Origin of the sequence: Mycobacterium sp. 94-17 (genome assembly GCF_035617725.1) — a bacterium.
Classification (GTDB): Bacteria; Actinomycetota; Actinomycetes; order Mycobacteriales; family Mycobacteriaceae; genus Mycobacterium.
In genome coordinates, this window is record NZ_JAPIYN010000024.1 from 1 (window position 1) to 18,792 (window position 18,792).

11 protein-coding genes and 1 pseudogene are annotated in these 18,792 nt (G+C 66.7%); 5 read left to right on the forward strand and 7 right to left on the reverse strand.

The genetic code is table 11. The features are described from left to right. A partial coding sequence (locus tag OQ789_RS22180) for an amino acid adenylation domain-containing protein (RefSeq protein WP_420716179.1) occupies positions 1 to 8,865 on the reverse strand: 8,865 nt, incomplete at its 3' end. A 120-nt stretch (positions 8,866 to 8,985) separates the two neighbouring features. Continuing rightward, positions 8,986 to 10,503: a DHA2 family efflux MFS transporter permease subunit gene (locus OQ789_RS22185; RefSeq protein WP_324688398.1), complete on the reverse strand. Its 1,518-nt coding sequence runs from the start codon at positions 10,501 to 10,503 to the stop codon at positions 8,986 to 8,988. Here OQ789_RS22185 and OQ789_RS22190 point away from each other — a divergent pair. Continuing rightward, positions 10,454 to 10,633 carry a hypothetical protein gene (locus OQ789_RS22190; protein WP_324688405.1) on the forward strand — a complete coding sequence of 60 codons (180 nt, stop codon included), beginning with the start codon at positions 10,454 to 10,456 and terminating at the stop codon, positions 10,631 to 10,633. The two genes, OQ789_RS22185 and OQ789_RS22190, sit on opposite strands and share 50 nt — an antisense overlap. Here OQ789_RS22190 and OQ789_RS22195 read toward each other — a convergent pair. From OQ789_RS22195 to OQ789_RS22205, 3 genes and pseudogenes are all read right to left on the reverse strand, one after another. After that, positions 10,624 to 11,565, reverse strand: coding sequence for a methionyl-tRNA formyltransferase (locus OQ789_RS22195; protein WP_324688326.1), 942 nt, complete (start codon positions 11,563 to 11,565; stop codon positions 10,624 to 10,626). The two genes, OQ789_RS22190 and OQ789_RS22195, sit on opposite strands and share 10 nt — an antisense overlap. A gap of 212 nt (positions 11,566 to 11,777) precedes the next feature. Continuing rightward, entirely contained in the window at positions 11,778 to 13,085 is a 1,308-nt protein-coding gene (locus OQ789_RS22200) for an MCE family protein (RefSeq protein WP_324688327.1), read from the reverse strand. A gap of 347 nt (positions 13,086 to 13,432) precedes the next feature. Next, positions 13,433 to 13,969, reverse strand: a pseudogene (locus tag OQ789_RS22205) (MCE family protein); the annotation flags it as partial. Between the two features lie 578 nt (positions 13,970 to 14,547). Between OQ789_RS22205 and OQ789_RS22210 the strand changes: the two are divergent. From OQ789_RS22210 to OQ789_RS22220, 3 genes are all read left to right on the forward strand, one after another. Then, positions 14,548 to 15,495 (forward strand): GGDEF domain-containing protein, encoded by a 948-nt coding sequence (locus OQ789_RS22210; RefSeq protein WP_324688328.1) that lies wholly within the window; start codon positions 14,548 to 14,550, stop codon positions 15,493 to 15,495. 68 nt (positions 15,496 to 15,563) lie between these two features. Next, a complete protein-coding gene (locus OQ789_RS22215) occupies positions 15,564 to 16,100 on the forward strand; it encodes a hypothetical protein (protein WP_324688329.1) in 537 nt (178 codons plus the stop codon). A 19-nt stretch (positions 16,101 to 16,119) separates the two neighbouring features. Continuing rightward, the gene (locus OQ789_RS22220) at positions 16,120 to 16,617 is read left to right on the forward strand and encodes a glutathione peroxidase (protein WP_324688330.1); all 498 of its coding nucleotides are present in this window, start codon (positions 16,120 to 16,122) and stop codon (positions 16,615 to 16,617) included. 38 nt (positions 16,618 to 16,655) lie between these two features. Here OQ789_RS22220 and OQ789_RS22225 read toward each other — a convergent pair whose 3' ends face one another. After that, positions 16,656 to 17,474, reverse strand: a complete 819-nt coding sequence (locus OQ789_RS22225) for an enoyl-CoA hydratase-related protein (RefSeq protein ID WP_324688331.1) — start codon at positions 17,472 to 17,474, stop codon at positions 16,656 to 16,658. Positions 17,475 to 17,634: 160 nt separating this feature from the next. Continuing rightward, the gene (locus tag OQ789_RS22230) at positions 17,635 to 17,730 is read right to left on the reverse strand and encodes a type II toxin-antitoxin system YoeB family toxin (protein ID WP_324688399.1); all 96 of its coding nucleotides are present in this window, start codon (positions 17,728 to 17,730) and stop codon (positions 17,635 to 17,637) included. A gap of 83 nt (positions 17,731 to 17,813) precedes the next feature. On the opposite strand from OQ789_RS22230, the gene OQ789_RS22235 reads away from it, so the two are divergent. Beyond that, the gene (locus OQ789_RS22235) at positions 17,814 to 18,698 is read left to right on the forward strand and encodes a TIGR03619 family F420-dependent LLM class oxidoreductase (RefSeq protein WP_324688332.1); all 885 of its coding nucleotides are present in this window, start codon (positions 17,814 to 17,816) and stop codon (positions 18,696 to 18,698) included. The last annotated feature ends 94 nt before the right edge of the window (positions 18,699 to 18,792 follow it).

Genomic DNA, 18,792 nt, shown 5'->3' on the forward strand with positions numbered 1-18,792 from the left:
CTCAACACTTCCCACATCGAACACATCCGTACGAAACTCCACCGCCCCCGCAATCCCCGCGGGCTCACCATCCCCGGTGAAGCGCTCGGCCAGCGAAAGGGTCAGGTCCATCCGAGCGGTGTGGGTGTCCAGCGGCATCGGGGTGATCCGCAGATCGCCCAACGTCAGTCCGGCCGCCGGGTCGTCGTGCTGCCCGGGCAGGTTCTGCCATGCCAACGCCACCTGGACGAGCGGGTGATGGGCCATCGACCGGGTCGGGTTGAGCCGATCCACCAGCACGTCGAAGGGCACGTCCTGGTGCTCGTAGGCGGCCAGGCTGCGCGCGCGCACCTGCGCCAACACCTCGGCGACGGTGGGGTCACCGGCCAGCTCGACCCGTAACACCAACCTGTTGACGAAGAAGCCCACCAGGTCATCCAGCGCGGGATCGCTGCGGCCGGCGACCGGGAACGCCACCGCCACATCGTCGGTCGCGCACACCTTCGCCAGCAGCACCGCCAGCGCGGCCTGCAGCACCATGAAGCTCGTCGCGTCGTGCTCACGCGCCAGCGCGCGCACGCCCCGCTGCAGGTCGGCGGACCATTGGACGGCCGCGGTGGCCCCCCGATAGTCGGCGACCGGCGGGTAGGGCCGGTCGGTCGGCAGTTCCAGCCGCTCGGGCATCCCCGCCAGAGTCGTTTCCCAGTAGGCCAATTGGTCGGTGATGGGGCCGTCGCTGTCCTCGAGATCGCCGAACCGGGCGCGCTGCCACAGCGTGTAATCGGCGTACTGCACCGCAAGAGGGGCCCAGGCGGGCGGCTGTCCGGCACAGCGGCCGGCGTAGGCGGTCCCCAGATCGCGCACCAGCGGGGCGATCGACAGCCCGTCGGCGGCGATGTGGTGCACGGTGGCCGCCAGCACGTGCTCGTCCTCGGCGAGGGCGAAAAGCTTTGCCCGCAGCGGTGTCTCGGTTTCCAGATCGAAGGCGTGGCGTGCGACCGCGCCGATGGCCTCGTCCAGCCGCGTGGGCGGCCATGCGGTGGCGTCGACCACCTCCCAGCCCAGCTCCGCCCGCTGCGGCGACACCACCTCCTGATACGGCACACCTTCGGCGTGAGGAAAGACGGTGCGCAGCGACTCGTGACGGGCCACCACATCGGCCAGCGCCGCACCCAACGCGCCGGCATCGAGTCGCCCGCTCAGCCGCAGCCCTACCGTCATGTTGTAAACCGGTGACGCGCCGTGCAATTGGCCGAGGAACCACAACCGGTTCTGGGCGAACGACAGCGGAACCCGCGCGGGCCGCTCGGCGGCGACCAATGGCACGTCCGCACTTGCGGTTTCGTGCATCCGGGGTGAAAGCCCTGCGATGGTGGGGGCGTCGAACAGGGTGCGCACGCTCAGCCGGGTCTGGAAGGCCTTGTTGACGCCGGCGATCAGGCGCATCGCCGACAGCGAGTCTCCGCCGAGGTCGAAGAAGGAGTCGTCGATACCGACGCGGGGCAGGCCCAGGATCTCGGCGTAGCTACCCGCCAAGATTTCCTCGACGGCGCTGCGCGGGGCACGGTAGGCGGCCTCGCCGTACTCCGGCACCGGCAGCGCCCGGGTGTCCAGCTTGCCGTTGGTTGTCAGGGGTAGCGCCGGCACCACCACGACGGCGGCCGGAACCATGTAGGCCGGCAGCCGTTCGCCGAGCCCGCTGCGTGCGGCGGCGGGATCGACCGCGCCGCTGACCGATTCGGTGACATAACCCACCAGGCGCTTGTCGCCGGGGCGGTCCTCGCGCACAATCACCACGGCTTGGTCCACCCCTTCCACACCGCCCAGGGCGGCCTGAATTTCGCCCAGCTCGATGCGGTAACCGCGAACTTTGACCTGCTCGTCGGCGCGGCCCCGATACCGCAGCTGCCCGTCGGCGCCCCACGACACCAGATCCCCGGTGCGGTACATGCGCTCACCCGGCGCACACGGGCACGCCACGAACCGTGACGCCGTGAGGGCCGCCCGGCGGACATACCCGACGCCCACACCCCGGCCGGCCACGTACAACTCCCCCACCGTGCCCACCGGCACCGGCCGCAGCCACCCGTCGAGCACGAACAACGCCGCACCCGGAATCGGTTTCCCGATGGGCACCACCCCGCCCTCGGCCGCCAGCGGCACGCTGACCGTCACGCACAACGTGGTCTCCGTCGGGCCGTAGGCGTTGGTCATGATGCGGTCCGGGGCCCATCGCTGCACCAGGTCCACCGCGCACGGCTCGGCGGCCACGATCAACGCCGCGGACCGCACGTCCTGCGGCGCCAACGCCGCGAGCGCGGAGGGGGTCTGATGCAGCACGCCGACCTGTTCGTCAGCCAGCAACGCCTGGAAGTCCGCCGGCACGGCGGCCACCGACTCGGGCACCACCACCAGGCGGCTCCCGTGCAGCAGCGCACCCCAGATCTCTTCCACCGAGGCGTCGAACGCATACGAATACCACTGCGACCACACCTGTCCCGGCCCCGACGGCAGTCCCGGGTGTAACGGCTCCAGCAGCTGGGTGACGTTGTGGTGAGTGGTCGCCACACCCTTGGGCACCCCGGTCGTCCCCGAGGTGTACACGATGTGGGCAACGTCGTCGCCGGACGGGCACGGCAGGCCCGCATCGGACTGGGCGGCGATGGCGGGGTCATCGACGTCGACCACGATCACGCCGCGCCCGGCGAACCGCGAGACCAGCTCGGTCGTCGTGACCGCTGCGATCGGCGCGGCGTCGTCGAGCACGAAATCGATCCGCGCGTCGGGCACCGCCGAATCGATCGGCAGATACGCCGCTCCGGACTTCAGCACCGCCAGGATCGCGACGATGGCCTGCGCCGACCTGCCGAACATCACCGCCACGCACTGGCCGGGACCCGCGCCGTGCCCGGTGAGTAAGTGCGCCAGGCGATTTGACGCCAGGTCCACCTCGCGGTAGGTCCATGAGGCCGGCCCGCAACTCAATGCCACCGACTGCGGTGTCCGAATCACCTGCGCGGCAAACAGTTCCGGAATCGACGGCCCCGTCACCGGCCGGCCGAGCACCGACCGATTGCCGAACCCGTCGAGGCGATCGTGCTCGCCCACCGTGAGCACCTCCACCGACGACAACCGCCGCGACGGATCGGCCGTCATCGCCGCCAGCACCCGCTCCAGCCGATCGGCAAGGGCCGCAACAGCTCCCGCGTCGAATACTGTGGAGTCGTATTCGATGCCAAGCCCCAGTCGGGGGCCTGGCGTGGCTTGCAGGGTCAGCGGGTAGTGGGTGGATTCGTGACTGGTGAAGCCGGTGACGGCCAGCTCGCCGAGGCCCGCCGAGACGGCTGCGTCGATCGGGTAGTTCTCGTAGACGAACACTGTGTCGAATAGCTGGTCGAGACCGGTGATGCGGTGTATCTCGAGAAGCGGGACGAGCTGGTGTTCCAGCGTGTCGTTGTGGGCGTTGTGTAGTTGGTCGAGCAGCTCGGCGGCGGTGGTCGCCGCGGTCACGCGGGCCCGCACCGGCACCGTGTTGATCAGCAGGCCCACCATCGATTCGGCCCCGGGCAGCTCGGCCGGACGACCCGAGACGGCGGCGCCGAAGGCCACGTCGTGCTGTCCGGTCAGCACCATCAGCAGCTGCGCCCAGCCGGCCTGCAGCACCGTGTTGACGGTGGTCCGTTGGGCGCGGGCAAGTTCGGCCAATGCCCGCGTGGTCCGCTCGGACAGCCGGAACGACGCCCCGCCGCGCCGCCCCGGGTCCTGCCGGTGCTGTGCCCCGACCAATGTGGGTGTGTCAAAGCCGGCCAGCACCTTCCGCCAGGCCGCATGCGAAGCCTCGAGGTCCCGCTCGGCCAGCCAGCTGACGAACCTGCGGTACGGCACCGCCGCGGGCAGCCGCTGCCCGTCATAGCTCGCGAAGATCTCCTGCAGCAGGATCGGCAGTGACCAGCCATCGAGCACGATGTGGTGGTTGGTGAGCACAAACCGGTATTGGTTTGGGGCCGTGCGGATTAACGCCACCCGAAAGACCGGCGGACTGGTCAGGTCGCAGACCGCTGCGCGTTCGTCGGCGCACAGCCTCGCGATCCGTTCGTCGATGTCGGCAACACCATACAGGTCGACATATCGCCATGCCGGGGCAGCATCGACGGGGATGATTTGCACCGGCGGATCGAATTGAGGACAGAAGCGTGCCGCGAGGTTGGGATGACGGACGACGACGGCGTGCACCGCTTGGTGCAGCCGGTCGTGGTCGACCGGGCCGGACATGGTGATGTCGAGCTGCGGCGCGTACGGATCGGCGTCGCTGTGCTGGGCGATGGTGGTGTGAAAGAACAGTCCCTGCTGCAGCGGGGTCAACGGCAACAGGTCGGCGATGCGATGCTGTTGTGAGAGTTCATCGATCTGTTGCTGCGTCAGCCGGGCGGGCAGGATGTCGGACGGGGTCAGCCCGCCCCCGCCGCCGCAGACATGCGCACAGATGCCGGTCAGGGCTTCAAACCACAACTGGCCCAACCGCGTTACCTGGGCGTGGTCGATCGCCGACGGCGCCCAGGTCCAGTCGGCATGCAGATGCGGGCCGTCCCCGGTGTCCAGGGTGCCGGCGTTGAGTGTCACGGTGTGGGCCAGCGGCACGGGCACCGCCGTCGCTGCGGTGGCGGCTGTCAGCGCGCCCGCGCTGGGTTGCCACACGTCCTCGGCCAGGTCGGCGGGGGCGCCGAGGCGGCCAAGATAGTTGAAGCAGATCGCCGGGTCCGCCTCGCTGAGATCGGCATCGGGACTGAGATACCGCAATAAACCGTAGGTCAGGCCGTCGGGCAGGGCGCGCAGCTGTTCTTTGGCCTCCTTGACCACCGCGCCGAGCGCGGCGTCACCGCCGACCACCTGGGTCCAGCGCAGCTCCCCCACGCTCAGTGCCACCGGGTACTTGGCGGTGAACCAACCTACCGTGCGGGACAGGTCCACGGTGGCGTCCAGCTGCTCCTGGCGCCCATGGCCTTCCACATCGATGCCGATCGGCCCACCGCCGGCGCCCAGGAATTCCGCATATGCCAGCGCGAACGCGATCAACAAGATGTCCTGCACGCCAGCGTGATACGCCGCGGGGACCGCACCGAGCAGCATGCCGGTCGTTTCGGCATCCAGTGACAGTGACAGATTCCCCGCGCTGGCATGGGTATCCACGGCGGGTTGCACCGCCGGCAACGCCGGCGGGGTGGCCGTAACCTTTCGCCATGCCGCAGCGTGCGCCGCCACCTCGGCGCTGCGCGCGTATTCGGCCAGCAGCGACGACCACCGGGCAAACGACGTGCCGCCCGCCGGCAGCGCGACCGGCTGCCCGCGGTCATACTGGGCCCAGGCGATATTCATATCTTCCAACAGGATTCGCCATGAAACCCCGTCGACGGCCAAGTGGTGAATGATCAAGGCCAGCTGACCGGCCGCCGCGACCCACAGGGCGCTAACCATCACCCCGGCGCCCGGATTCAGCCGCGACCGGGCGTCGACCAGCGCCGCGTCGGACAACGCCTCGGCCGAGCGCAGGCAGTCTTCGGCGCGTACCGTGCCCGGCTCGGGCACGTGCAGGGACCATCCCCCCGCCCCGTCGTCGGCTACCCGCAACCGTAGCATGGGGTGTCGGTCAAGTATCGCCTGCAGGACGACGCGCACATTGGATTCGGTTACACCGCAGGGGGTTTGCACGACCAGCGTCTGGTTGTACTGGTCGACCGGGCCGTCCACGCTGTGCAGCCAGCGCATAATCGGGGTGGCGATCACTTCGCCCACACCCTCGTCGACCGCATCGATTTCCCCAACGGCCACGGTGGCCACCCGGGCCAGCCCGGCCACGGTCTGTTCGATGAAGATGTCACGCGGCCGACACAGCACGCCGGCCGCTCGCGCCAGGGCCACGATCCGCATCGACATGATGCTGTCGCCGCCGAGGTCGAAGAAGGAGTCGTCGATACCGACGCGGGGCAGGCCCAGGACTTGCGCGTAGATGTCGGCCAGGGTGTGTTCGATCGGGTTGGACGGGGCCCGGTAGTCAGTGTCGTGATATTCGGGGGCGGGCAGCGCGCGAGTGTCGAGTTTGCCGTTGACCGTCAACGGCAACGCCTCCACCTCCAGCACCGCTACGGGCACCATGTACGCCGGCAACCGCTGCGCGAGCGCGGTACGTACCGAGGTGGGATCGACTGCGCCGCCGCCGTTTTGGGTGACATAGCCGACTAGGCGCTTGTCCCCGGGCCGGTCCTCGCGAACGATCACCACCGCCTGATCCACGCCCTCCACAGCGGCCAGTGCGGTCTGGATCTCGCCCAGTTCGATGCGATACCCGCGGATCTTGACCTGCTCATCGGTGCGGCCCAGATACCGTAGCTGCCCATCGGCCCGCCAGCACACCAAATCCCCGGTGCGATACATGCGCTGTCCTGGCCCACCGAACGGGCACGCCACAAACCGCGACGCCGTCAACCCGGCCCGGCCAAGGTAGCCGGCCCCCAAACCACGTCCGGCCACAAATAACTCACCCACGGTCCCCACCGGCACCGGCCGCAACCACCGGTTCAGCACGAAGAACGCCGCCCCGGGTACCGGCCCACCAATGGGCGGTGTCCCCGAACCCGCAGTCAATGGCGGACTGACCGCCACACACATCGTGGTCTCGGTCGGCCCGTAGGCGTTAGTCATGATCCGTCCCGGCGCCCATCGATCCACCAGTTCGGCCGAGCAGGCCTCGGCAGCCACCACCAACGCCACCGACCCCAACACCTGCGGCGACAAGGCCGACACCGCCGACGGAGTCTGATGCAACACCGTCACCCGCTCGGCAATCAGCAAGTCCTGGAAGTCTTCTGGCACCGCGGCCACCGCTTCGGGCACCACCACCAGCCGGCTCCCGTGCAGCAACGCGCCCCAGATCTCTTCCACCGAGGCGTCGAACGCGTAGGAATACCATTGCGACCACACCTGACCCGGCCCCGACGGCAACCCCACATGCATCGAGGCCAGCAACTGCGTCACATTGGCGTGACTGGTCGCCACCCCCTTGGGCACACCCGTAGTCCCCGAGGTGTAGATGATGTGCGCAATGTCGTCGGGCATCGGCACTGGCAGGCCGCCACTGGGCTGGTCGTTGACCGCCGGGTCGTCGACATCGATGACCCGCACCCCACGCCCGTCCAACCGTGCCGTCAGTGCCGCACTCGTCACCACCGCCACCGGAGTCGCGTCACCAAGCATGAACTCAATCCGCGCATCAGGCACCGCCGGATCGATCGGCAGGTACGCGGCCCCCGACTTCAGTACCGCCAAAATCGTGACGATCGCCTCACCCGAACGCGCAAACAACACCCCCACACATCGACCAGGACCCGCACCCGCACCAACCAACAAATGTGCCAACCGATTAGACGCCTCGTCTACCTCCCGATACGTCCACGAACTCCGGCCACAACTGACCGCGACCGCATCCGGGGTGCGGGCCACCTGAGCGGCGAACAACTCCGTAACCGAGACCCCCGCCACCGTCCGGCCCAACACCGCGCGATTACCGGCGTCATCCAGCCACCCGCGCTCGGCCTCATCCAGCACGTCGATGTCGCCCATCAGCACCGAGGCGTCCGCCGTCAGGATGCGGTCGAAGAATGACTCCAAACGGCTTATGTGACCACCGATCTCGTCGGCGGAGTAGCGGTCCGGATTCCACGCGAAATGCACCCGGGGCACGCCGTCACCAAGCTGCGGGTAGATGTTGACCGCAATGTCTTGGACGGGGAAATTGGTCAGGATGTTGACAGTTGCTCGCGACGGCCCGAAATACAGCGGGGCGGCGAAATCAAGCACGTTGACGACAGGGCCGAACTCGATGTTCATGTCGCGGGCGGCGTCACCCACAATGTCCGGGAAGCGGCGAAACTGCTGATGGCGCAGCGCGCCGACCACGGCCTGGGCAACCCGATCGGTCACAGCGCCGATGCTGTCGTCGTCGGCGACGTCGATGACCAACGGAACCATGTTCGACACCATGCCGGCACACCGTTTCAATGCCGCGGTGGTGCGTGCGGAAACCGGTAACGACAACGAGACATGCTGCCGGCCCGTCGTTTTGGCGAGGAAAACCGCCATTGCCGTGATAACCCTGGCCACGTCGAAACGGGCCCGGCCGCTCTCTCGCAGCCGCTGCGTACATGTCAACTCGCGAACCAGCGGATGGCGCGGTGCCACCGTCCGCTGCATGCCCGCCAGGTCGGTGACTTCCAGCGGCCCCCGGACGACGTCCTTCCAGTACTCGGCATCGGCATGACTGCGCGAAGACTGCAGGTATTTCTGATCCGCGTCACGGATCACGGCAAAACCCGAGAAATCGACTTCCCCGGCGTCGGGGGCCTCCCCCGAGTAGACGGCCGCAACCCGCCTCATGAAGTTGTTGGTGCCGTAGCCGTCCAAAAGGACGTGATGTGTGCGCAAGTAGAAGTAGGACAGATCGTTGGTGATCCGCAGCAGCACGAAGTTGGTGAGTCGGTCATGGACCAGATCGACGGGTCGGCGGTAGTCGTCTTCCATCCAGCTGCGGGCGGCGGCTTGCGGATCAGACTCGGCGCGCAGATCGAGACAGTTCAGAGTCTGCGGGACCGCGTGATCGAGCACGAAGACCGGTTCGCCATCGACGATCGCCACCCGCGCGCAAGGTGAGCCGAATCGCGTGGCCGCCGATTCGCAGGCGGCCATCAGCTTCTCGGCGTCGACGAAGTGATCGATGGCGAGAAAGCCGGCGAAGTTGTAAGGGACCTCCGGCTGCAATTCCTGGGCGGCCCAAATCGCTCGCTGAGCCTCGGTCAGCGGCCCGAGCAGGTCCGGTTGGGTGCCGTAGTTGAGCATGATGACGACAAACTTTCTTTTAGGCGAGCGCCTCGGCGCCCGCAACGTTGGCCTCGTTGAGCTGCGTTACGTCAGAGCCGGTCCGCCGGACACATGCCATTTCGCAATCAGCCCTCATCATCAAAAGGATTGTGTTGCATCTCGTTTCTTGTCCGCCTTGATCGACAGAAACGCCGCTGCGATGATCGCGCCGACCGCCAGTGCGGCGGCCACCGCAAATACCATCGTGTAAGCGTTTCCGAGGTGGCCAGAGGCGGTCTCCGCGAGGTCGGCGGCGAGCGGGTGCGGCGGGATCGCCGACGGGTCAACGGATGTGCGGTTGCCCAATCCCGCTTGCGATACCGCCGGCTTGTCCGTCGGCGCTGTGTCCTGCCGTGGAGTGAGTTGATTCGTCAACAGCACGGTCAGCAATGCGGCCCCAACGGCGCCGCCCACCTGATTGTTGACGGCGCGCAGCGCCGTGCCCCGAGCGATCTGATGCGGCGCCAACGGCAGCACACACGCCGCAGAGAGTGGCGCCGCGGCACAGCCCGTACCCATACCCACGAGCAGCAGGCCGATCATCAGCGTCGGTGAATAGTCGGCTTGTCGCGCGACTCCGATGGTGAAGATGCCCAATCCCGCTGCCATCAAGCAGAAGCCGATCAGCACAATCTTTCCCGGCCCGTATCTGTCCATAACTACCCCGGCGATGGGCGTGGTCAATACGACCCCGACCCCGAGTGCGATCAAGTGCATCCCCGACTGCATCGGCGTCTGGCGCAGCGCGACCTGGAAATAGCTTGGGACAAGCAATAAGACTCCGACATAGGTGGCCGCGAACATCAGCAAGATCACGTTGGCCTGTCTGACAACACGGTTCTTCAACAGTCGCAGGTCGATCAGCGGGGCATCGGTGCGCCGCCAGGCATGAAATATGAAGGCGGCGATCAATGCCAGGCCGGCAATCGAGGGGACCAGCACATGGTGGTCGGCTATCGTGCGACGGCCAGAAATGGCTGACAGGCCGGCCAGGAAGGCCGCCATGCCGGGTGACAGCAGCAGCAGGCCGGTCACGTCGAGTGCCTCCGATGGCGCGGGATGGTCCTTCGGAAACATCACCGCCGCGAGTGCCACCGCGATCAGCCCGATGGGCAGGTTGATCAGGAATATCCACTTCCAGCCGTAGGTGCCGATCAACCACCCGCCCAGGATCGGCCCGCCCATTGGGCCCAGCAGGAAGGGAGCCGCTCCGATCGCGACTAAGCGGCCGAGCCGCTTAGGGCCCGACTCGCGGGTCAAGATTACGAAGCACAGCGGCGTCATGATGCCGCTGCCGATTCCCTGGAGCACACGAAAACCGATGAGCAGCGCAATGTTCGGTGCCATCGTGCACAGCAGTGACGCCAGCGTGAACACCGCGACACCGCCCATGAAGAGGCGCTTGGTGCCGAATCGGTCGGCCGCCCAACCGGTCACCGGGACCACCGCGGCAAACGCCAGCATGTAACCGGCCATCGTCCACGAGACGACGGCCTGCGTGGAGCCGAACTCGGTGGCGAAGGTCCGTTGAGCGACGGCGACCGCGGTGCCGTCCAGGTTCCCCAACATGCTGGCCAGGCCGCAGACCGCGCCGATCCAGAGCAGCCTGGCGTCTATTTTGTCCGGGTACTCAGCCGCGCCCGCGACCGATTGCCCGACGGAAGCGGCGGGCATCGGCGATGCCGAAGTCACGGCAGATGCGTTGTCCATGGCAGTCTTTCAGGCAATGACCACGACTCACGGCTGACCGGTCAGGTACCCGCCCCGCCTGAAGAACTTCTCCCCGCCGCACTCGACGCCATCCGCGGAACGGATCCGGGTGATCACCAGGCCACGGTTGCGGCCACGAAAGGCGTCGGACCCGCACACCACGGCTCCGCCCTCCTCCTGGACGATCACCCGACCCGGCGTTCCCCCGTACCCGGCCTCCGAGACGCGCGCCTCCAGGATCTCGATCCGCTCACCGCGATAGAAGGTGAACGCACGGGGATACGGCTCGGACAACGCGCGCACGAATCGTTCCAGGTTCTCGGCCGACCAGCCCCAGTCGATCAAACTGTCGCGCTCCGTACGCTTGTGGAAGTAGGTCCGCTCGGCCTTGTTCTGCGGCCGCCAGGCCGCGCTACCGGACTCCAGCTCGGCGAGCGCTTCGGCCAGCACGTCCGGGATCAGGTCCATGCCGCGCAGCACGAGATCGGTGCCGGTGTCGGTGCGGCCGATCGGCACCGAACGCTGCACCAGGATGTCCCCGGTGTCCAGGCCGTCGTCCATGCGGTGCACGGTCAACCCGAACTCCGACTCACCGCTGATCAACGCCCACAGCACCGGGGAGAACCCGGTGAAGCGCGGCAGCAGTGAGTCGTGGAAGTTCAGCGTTCCGTGCGGTGGGAGGCTGTAGAGCTCCGCCGGCATCCGGTAATACCAGCTGTTGACGACGATGACGTCGGGCTGCGCGCGCTTGACCAGGTCGATGGTCTCGGCGTCGACCGTCTCGGTGAGGTGCAGGGGGATGCCGTGCTCACGCGCGAGGTCGTCGACCGGCGCCGACCAGATCGCCTTGTACGATTCCTCGCTCGAGGGGTGGGAGACGGCCAAAGCGACTTCGTGCCGGTCCATCTCGGTGAGCGCCTGCAGGGTTCGATAGCCCCAGGTCTGGAATCCGAAGAAGACGATGCGCATGCGTGATACCCTCCTAGCTCGTTACCGGCCGACCCGTCTGCGCGCCCGATCACGGCAACGGCGCACAAGCATATGAGCTTACGTTAGCCTTACCTAAGTTTTCCAGTCGGGCGGAGCGGGTGCCGATAAGCATTCCGCTGATCGAACATCCCCGGTCCTCGAAAGAGCGAATTCCGGTGTCCACCAAGCGATTCGACGCGTAGCCGGCGGGCTCAGGGGTTGATGGTGTTGTCGCCGACCTGACGGCCCCAGACGTACTCGATCGCATACGGCGATCCGGTGTCCAGGTGGTTGTAGGGAGCGATGCTGTTGCCGGTGTCCATCACCAGCTCCGGCGCCGGCCACAGATCCCGGGTGATTTTCTGCCAGCAGCCCGGCGCCCCGCCGGGGCCGCCGCGCGCGTTCACCCGGGGTAGGTTCTCGGGATAGATGTAGGGGTTGGGCGCACCACCGACCACACCGGCGAGGCCGCCCACCAGCGACGCGATGACCGGCACCGCGGACACCGGGTTCGCGATCAACCCCAGCCCGGAGAGCACCTCGGTGTTCATGTTCAGCGAGTAGCCGTTGAATCCGCCCTCGGCCGCGCCGGTGGCGGGCAGCGCGCCGGCCTCGCTGCGCATCAAGCAGTAGATCTCCGGGCTGTAGGTGTCCAGCAGCTGAGCCGTGGGGACCAGGTCGGCGGCACCGCGCGCCAGATACGGCCCGCCCTTGTTGAACAGGTCCGCACCCGTGTCGCCGAACCCGGCCGCCGACAGCAACGCCTGATCCAGATCCTTCTGCTGGGCGTTGATGGTGCGCGAGGTGATCACCGCATTGTTCAAGAAGTCGAACAGATCCGGCGCCGCGTTCGCATACGTATCACCCAGCGCCGCCAACCCCTGAATGTCCTTACGCGCCTGCGGCATCTGCGGATTCACATCATCGAGCAACACATTGGCGTTGGTCACCGACCGGCCGAACTTCTCCCCCAGCCCCGCCAGCGACTGCGCCGCCGCACTCAACGTCAAATTCAGCTTGACCGGATCAACCTTCTCCGAAATCGACGTGATCGTCTGGAACAACGTATTGATCTCGGTGGTCACCGACCGCGCATCGATCACGGTGCGCGCCGAGATCTTCTGCGGCGACGGATTGGCCGGCGTCGTCAACGACACATACTTACCGCCGAACACCGTCGTCGCCTTGATATCGGCATTCACATTCGACGGAATCAGCTTCAAGTACCGCGGATACACCTCCAGCGTGAACTTCGCCGCCGGCTTCCCATCACGCACCGTCTCCGAAATCGACCCGACCCGGCCGATCTCCACCCCGTTGTAGGTGACCTTCGAACCCGGATCCATCACCAACCCGGCCCGCGACGCCAACATGGTCAACTCGGTCTTGGGCGTGAAACCTCCGCGGAATTGGACGTAGACCAGGCTGAAGATCACCGCGAGCACCACCACCATGACCAAGGTGACGAGCTTGTAGGGAGGCTCGCGCGAGGAGTTGACCTGAACGGGTGACCCTTCCATGGCGTTACACCGTGCGTCCGAGGACCGCGGGATTGACGGCGGGCGGCCACGCTCGCGGTTGGCTGTTCAGGTAACCGACCGTCACCACCGCTGCCCCTATCTCGGTGCCGCCGCGCCTCGGCGTTGCGGCAAATCTCTCAACGTCCTTGACCAGCGGTTCTATACACACATGCAATAACGACGACCAATGAAATGTACCGCGCCGCGGTGGCACAAACCAAGCAACGGCGAAATCGGTGGCCGCGCCAGGCCATCTCCCGGGTAGCCGGGCCCGCGAGCGCCGGTCCACCGAGCGTGCCGGCAGCCGAATGATGTTACCGGGCAGGTCTTTCGCGCGCCCGTCCGGCTCACGGGTTGATGGTGTTGTCGCCGACCTGACGGCCCCAGACGTACTCGATCGCATACGGCGATCCGGTGTCCAGGTGGTTGTACGGCGCAAGGCTGTTGCCGGTGTCCATCACCAGCTCCGGCGCCGGCCACAGGTCGTGGGTGATCGGCTGCCAGCAACCCGGCGCACCGCCGGGGCCGCCGCGCCCGTTCACCCGGGGCAGGTTCTCGGGATAGATGTAGGGGTTGGGCGCACCACCGACCACACCGGCGATGCCGCCCAATAGCGACGCGATGACCGGCACCGTCGCCACCGGATTGAGTAACAGCCCCAGCCCCGATGTGACCTCGGTGTCCATGTTCAGCGAGTAGCCGTTGAATCCGCCCTCGGAGGCACCGGTGACGGGCACGATGTCGTGGTAGTTGTGCAGCGTGCAGTAGATCTCCGGGCTGTAGGTGTCCAGCAGCTGAGCCGTGGGCACCAAGTCGGCGACGCCGCGCGCCAGATACGGCCCGCCCTTGTTGAACAGGTCCGCACCCGTGTCGCCGAACCCGGCCATGCGTGAACGCCTTTCGTTCCTTCCCGAGATGTGGCTGCGTAGTTATCGACGAGAACCGTTGGCGGAGAACGTCTTCAGATGAACCAGCGGACGAACGGCGCGAACGGCCGCTGAACGCCTGCAAGGACCTCGTCGCGGCCGGCGGGTCCGGGACATTGGGTGTGCGCGCAGTCTGTCGCGCCGCCGGCGTCAGCCCACGCCAATTCTATGAGAACTTCCCCGATACCGGTGCGTGTTGGCGGCCTATGAGCGGGCCGTGCAACGGCTGCTGAGCAACCTCCTCGCGGCAGTCACCTCCCCGGCGTTCGTGGACCGGGTCAGCCACCTGGCGTTTCCCAGTCCCGCGGATGCGGGCGATACCCCCCGGGCTGGCTGCAGGCCGTCATCCTGTCCGGCGGGCTGGCGGCGCCCTACTTCGAATAGATCTGCGGTACAACAGATTCCACTAGTGATGGGCTTGTCGAGTACTCCACCGAAGCCCGCCTCGCCGTGCTGACCCCCGAGCGGTCGTGAACGCAAAGTGGTCGCCAGCCCATTCGGCATCATGGGCTGGCCGGCGAGCCTATCCTTGGCACGTGTCCAGCCAGCCCGACGCGCAGCCCTCGGTGGGGCGATGGCACGCGATCGGCCTCGTCGCGACTGTGTGGCTGATAGCGATATACGGGAGTAGGGCGTACCTGGCCGGTGTAGCCGACTCACGTCTGGACGTCCTCCTCGGTGGCACGGTTGCCCTGACCGGTGCGGTCGCGTGGCTGGGGCACCGTCGCGGCTGGCAACATCGGCGCGCTCTGCTGGCCGGCTGGCCGTTCGCGTCGCTGGCCCTCACCACGCTGGTGGGCGCCATCGACCCCAGAATCACCCAGAATTTCCCCGGCACCATCACGATCACCTTCGCCTACATCGGTCTGACCTGCCCGCGCTGGCGGTCGCTGGCCTTCGTCCCGCTCGGCGTCGCGGCGTTCATCGTCGGCGGAGCCAAATCGTTCCCGGGTGGGGCGATCAGCGTGGTGATGCCCGCGGTCATGTGGGTGATGGTGGCCGAGGTCCCCGCCTGGCTGATCGCCCGGTTGGAAGAGCAGAGCGCGCTGCTGCACAAGCTCGCGCACACCGACGCGCTGACCCAACTGCTCGACCGGCGCGCGCTCGGACCCCAGCTGTCGGAGAATGCCGGCGGTTCGGCCGTCATGCTCATCGACCTCGATAACTTCAAGCTCTACAACGACACCCACGGCCACGAGGCCGGTGACGAACTTCTGGTCGCTTTCGCCGACGCGCTGCGCTGGTCGGTCGGCGACGCGGGCACCGCTTTTCGCATCGGCGGCGACGAGTTCGTCGTGCTGATCGTCGGGACCCAGCGCACCGAGGCCGAGCAGGTCCTCGCCCGGCTTCGCGAGCGTTGGAGCCAGAGCGGGGCCCCGGTGGGATTCAGCGCCGGAATCGCGGTCGGCGGGCAGGACCACATCCGCCTCGCCGACCAGCACATGTATGCCAACAAGCGCGCCCGCGATCTGTCCACCGACTGAGCCGCGGTCGCCGTCTACCCTCGACAATGAGTTCGAGACATGCATCGAGACGGATAGAGAGGTGCGCGATGCTGGCAGCGTTCGGCTTCGAATCCCTGGGTGTGGTCGTCGGGGACATGTATTTCATCGACCCCAACCCGCTCGAAGGCCAGGCCACCCCCGAGCGGGGGGTCAGACTGGAACTGCGCCTCACCGACCGGGCCGCGCCTCAGGGCTCGATCTATGCCGGTGTCCCGATCTCCTTCGACCGCCCGGTGTGGCGGGTGGACCTGTTCGGATCCACCGAGAGCCCGCCGGGGACGCTGGACCGGGCCCATCACCACCCGCGTTTCGACGGTTGGGAGCCCGGTCGCCGGCACTTCGTCCCCGAGCTGACCGCCGACCCGGTGTCCTGGCTGGCCGGGCAGCTGGCCGACCCGGCCGCTGTGCTGACCCGGGCGGGCGTCGACCCCGACGCGGTCAGCGAGGCCGACAAGACGGGACTGGCCGCCGCGGCCCCGGAGATCGTCGCCGCGGTGAAACGGCTGCTCGACGGGGTGCGCGACGGCGACCTGGCCCCGGCCCCGGCCGAGCCGGTTGCGGCCGCCCGCACCGGCTGGCTCTGACGTGCGTTAGCGTCGTGACGTGACCTCCAAGGACCTCAAAGACCTAGCCCTGACCACCCTCGACGGCAGGCCCACCACGCTGGCCGAATTGTCCGGCGGCGCAACGCTGGTCGTCAACGTCGCCTCGAAATGCGGGCTGACCCCGCAATACACGGCGCTGGAAAAGCTGGCCAAGGACTACCGCGACCGCGGCCTGACGGTCGTCGGCGTCCCCTGCAACCAGTTCATGGGCCAGGAGCCGGGCACGGCCGACGAGATCCGAGAGTTCTGTTCGACGACCTACGGGGTGACGTTCCCGCTGCTGGCGAAGACCGACGTCAACGGCGAGGATCGGCACCCGCTGTACGCCGAGTTGACCAAGGCCGCCGACGCCGATGGCCAGGCCGGAGACATCCAGTGGAACTTCGAGAAGTTCCTCCTCGCTCCCGGCGGCGAGGTGGTGCGCCGGTTCCGGCCCCGCACCGAGCCCGACGCCCCCGAGGTCATCAGCGCCATCGAGACCGTGCTGCCCCGGTAGGCATAGCTTGGGCGTCTCGGCACCGCTGAACCTCCGAGCTATTTGCCGGTGAAGCGGGGCTCGCGCTTGGCGGCGAAGGCGGCCAGGCCTTCCTTCGCATCCTCCGAGCGCATCACCTCGACCACGAGGCGCTGCTCGATCCGGCGAGCATCCTCCTCGTCGATCCAGCCGCTGTTGGTCACCGACGCCTTGGCGTTGCGGATCGCCAGCGGCCCGTTGGCGGCGATGCGCGCCGCGATCTCGCGTGCCTTGTTCAACGACGCCCCGGTGGGGACGACATGTCCGACCAAGCCGAAGTGATAGGCCTCCGCCGCCGTGAGCGGCTCCCCCGTCAGGATCATCTCCATCGCCTTCGTATAGGGAATCTGGCGCTTGAGCCAGACGGTCGAACCGGCGCCGGCGATCAAGCCGAACTTGGCCCCGGGCAGACCGAACGTGGCGTGTTCCTCGGCGATGCGGATATCGGTCTGCTGCAGCATTTCACATCCGCCGCCCAGGCAGGGGCCGTTGACCGCGGCGATGAGCGGTTTTGCCAGAGAGCGGGTCAGGAGCAAGCCGTCGGTGATGACGCTGCCTTTCAACTTCGCTTGCGGTGATCGAGTTTCGGGCTTCGCTCCGCGGACCATCCACCCATCGGCGAGATCGCCGCCCACACAATAGGACGATCCCGCGCCGGTGAGGATGGCCACGCGGATACCGTCGTCCGCGTCGATCTCGTCCCATGCCTGCGCCATCAACGTGATCATCTCGGGCGTCAACGCGTTCTTGCGCCGCGGATTGTTCATCGTCAGGATGACGACGCTGCCGTCTCGCTCGACCGTCAAATGCGCTTCGTCCGTGTGTGTTTCACCTGGCACGTCAGTTCCTCCGCGCGCTGGTACCGTCAGAGTTCAGGCCGCCGAGCCCGCTGTGAGCCTGGGCGGCCACACTCCACTATGTATCAAGTCACGCCATCATCGCGGATGGGCGGCCTGCCAGGAAGCCCATGCCCACCTGGCGGCGCTAGATCACGCTAGATCAGTAGTGGTATCGCGCTGTGAGGATCTTGACTTCGTTGTCGTCCGCTCGGTATACGAGCCGATGTTTGCAGTCGATCGATTGGCGGATCGTCAGCGATCCAGGCGAATTTCCTCACTTGACTAAACTGTCACCGTCGATGAAGATGGCACCGTCCAAGAAGCAGGAGAGGGCGGTCGGTGCGCTTCACGTTCACAGACACCATGACGCGGTCCGAGTACCTGCCACGGCTCGCCGCCGCCGCCGAAGCTGCTGGGTACGACGGTTTCACCATCCCTGATTCGATCGGCTATCCGGAACAGTCCGAGGCGGTCTACCCGTACACCGCCGACGGCGACCGGAGTTTTCTGGAGGGCAAGGAGTTCATCGAACCTTTCGTTCTTGCGGCGTATCTGGGCGCTATCACCGAGCGGCTTCGTTTCAACACGTTTGTGGTGAAGTTTCCTTTGCGATCTCCGGTGCTGGCCGCGAAGGAGGCCTTCTCAGTGGCGAAGCTGACCGGCAATCGGCTCGGCCTCGGCATCGGCATCGGTACGAGTCCATTTCCGGATGACTACTTGATGGCAGGCGTCGATCCCGCACACAAAGGCGCGCGAATGGATGAGGCCATCGACGTCTTCCGCGGTCTTGAATCCGGTGAGTTCTTCGAGTTTCACGGTCGCTTCTATGACGTGCCATCGGTCAAGCTCTGCCCGGTTCCGACGCAGCCGATACCGCTACTGGTGGGTGGCCACTCTGATGCAGCACTGCGGCGCGCGGCAACCAAGGGCAATGGCTGGATGCATGCCGGCGGCCCAAACGAACTGCTTGAGACCATGCTCGAAAAGCTGAACGCATATCGCGCCGAAGCTGGAAAGTCCAACGAGGCGTTCGAGATCCACGCGGTCAGCCCGGATGCGCGCACCGTCGAAGGGTGCAAGCGCCTACAGGACATGGGCGTGACCGACGTAGCAATCGGGTTCCGTAACCCCTACACCAAGGGCGAGGACCCTCAACCGCTCGAAGACAAGATCGCCAAGCTGGAACGCTTCGCCGAAAACGTCATCAGCAAGATCGATCCCTGAGGCAAGAGTGAAAAACGCCTTCTATTTCGACTGGCACACGTGGTGGACGATGGTTCGCCTGGTTCGCCGTGAGCAGGATCCCGCAAAACGTCGC

What these genes read in the sequence shown, in the direction of transcription:
- OQ789_RS22190 (WP_324688405.1), top strand. Translation starts at nt 10,454, where the DNA reads ATGCTGGCCAGGCCGCAGACCGCGCCGATCCAGAGCAGCCTGGCGTCT.
- OQ789_RS22195 (WP_324688326.1), bottom strand. Translation starts at nt 11,565, where the DNA reads ATGCGCATCGTCTTCTTCGGATTCCAGACCTGGGGCTATCGAACCCTG.
- OQ789_RS22200 (WP_324688327.1), bottom strand. Translation starts at nt 13,085, where the DNA reads ATGGAAGGGTCACCCGTTCAGGTCAACTCCTCGCGCGAGCCTCCCTAC.
- OQ789_RS22215 (WP_324688329.1), top strand. Translation starts at nt 15,564, where the DNA reads ATGCTGGCAGCGTTCGGCTTCGAATCCCTGGGTGTGGTCGTCGGGGAC.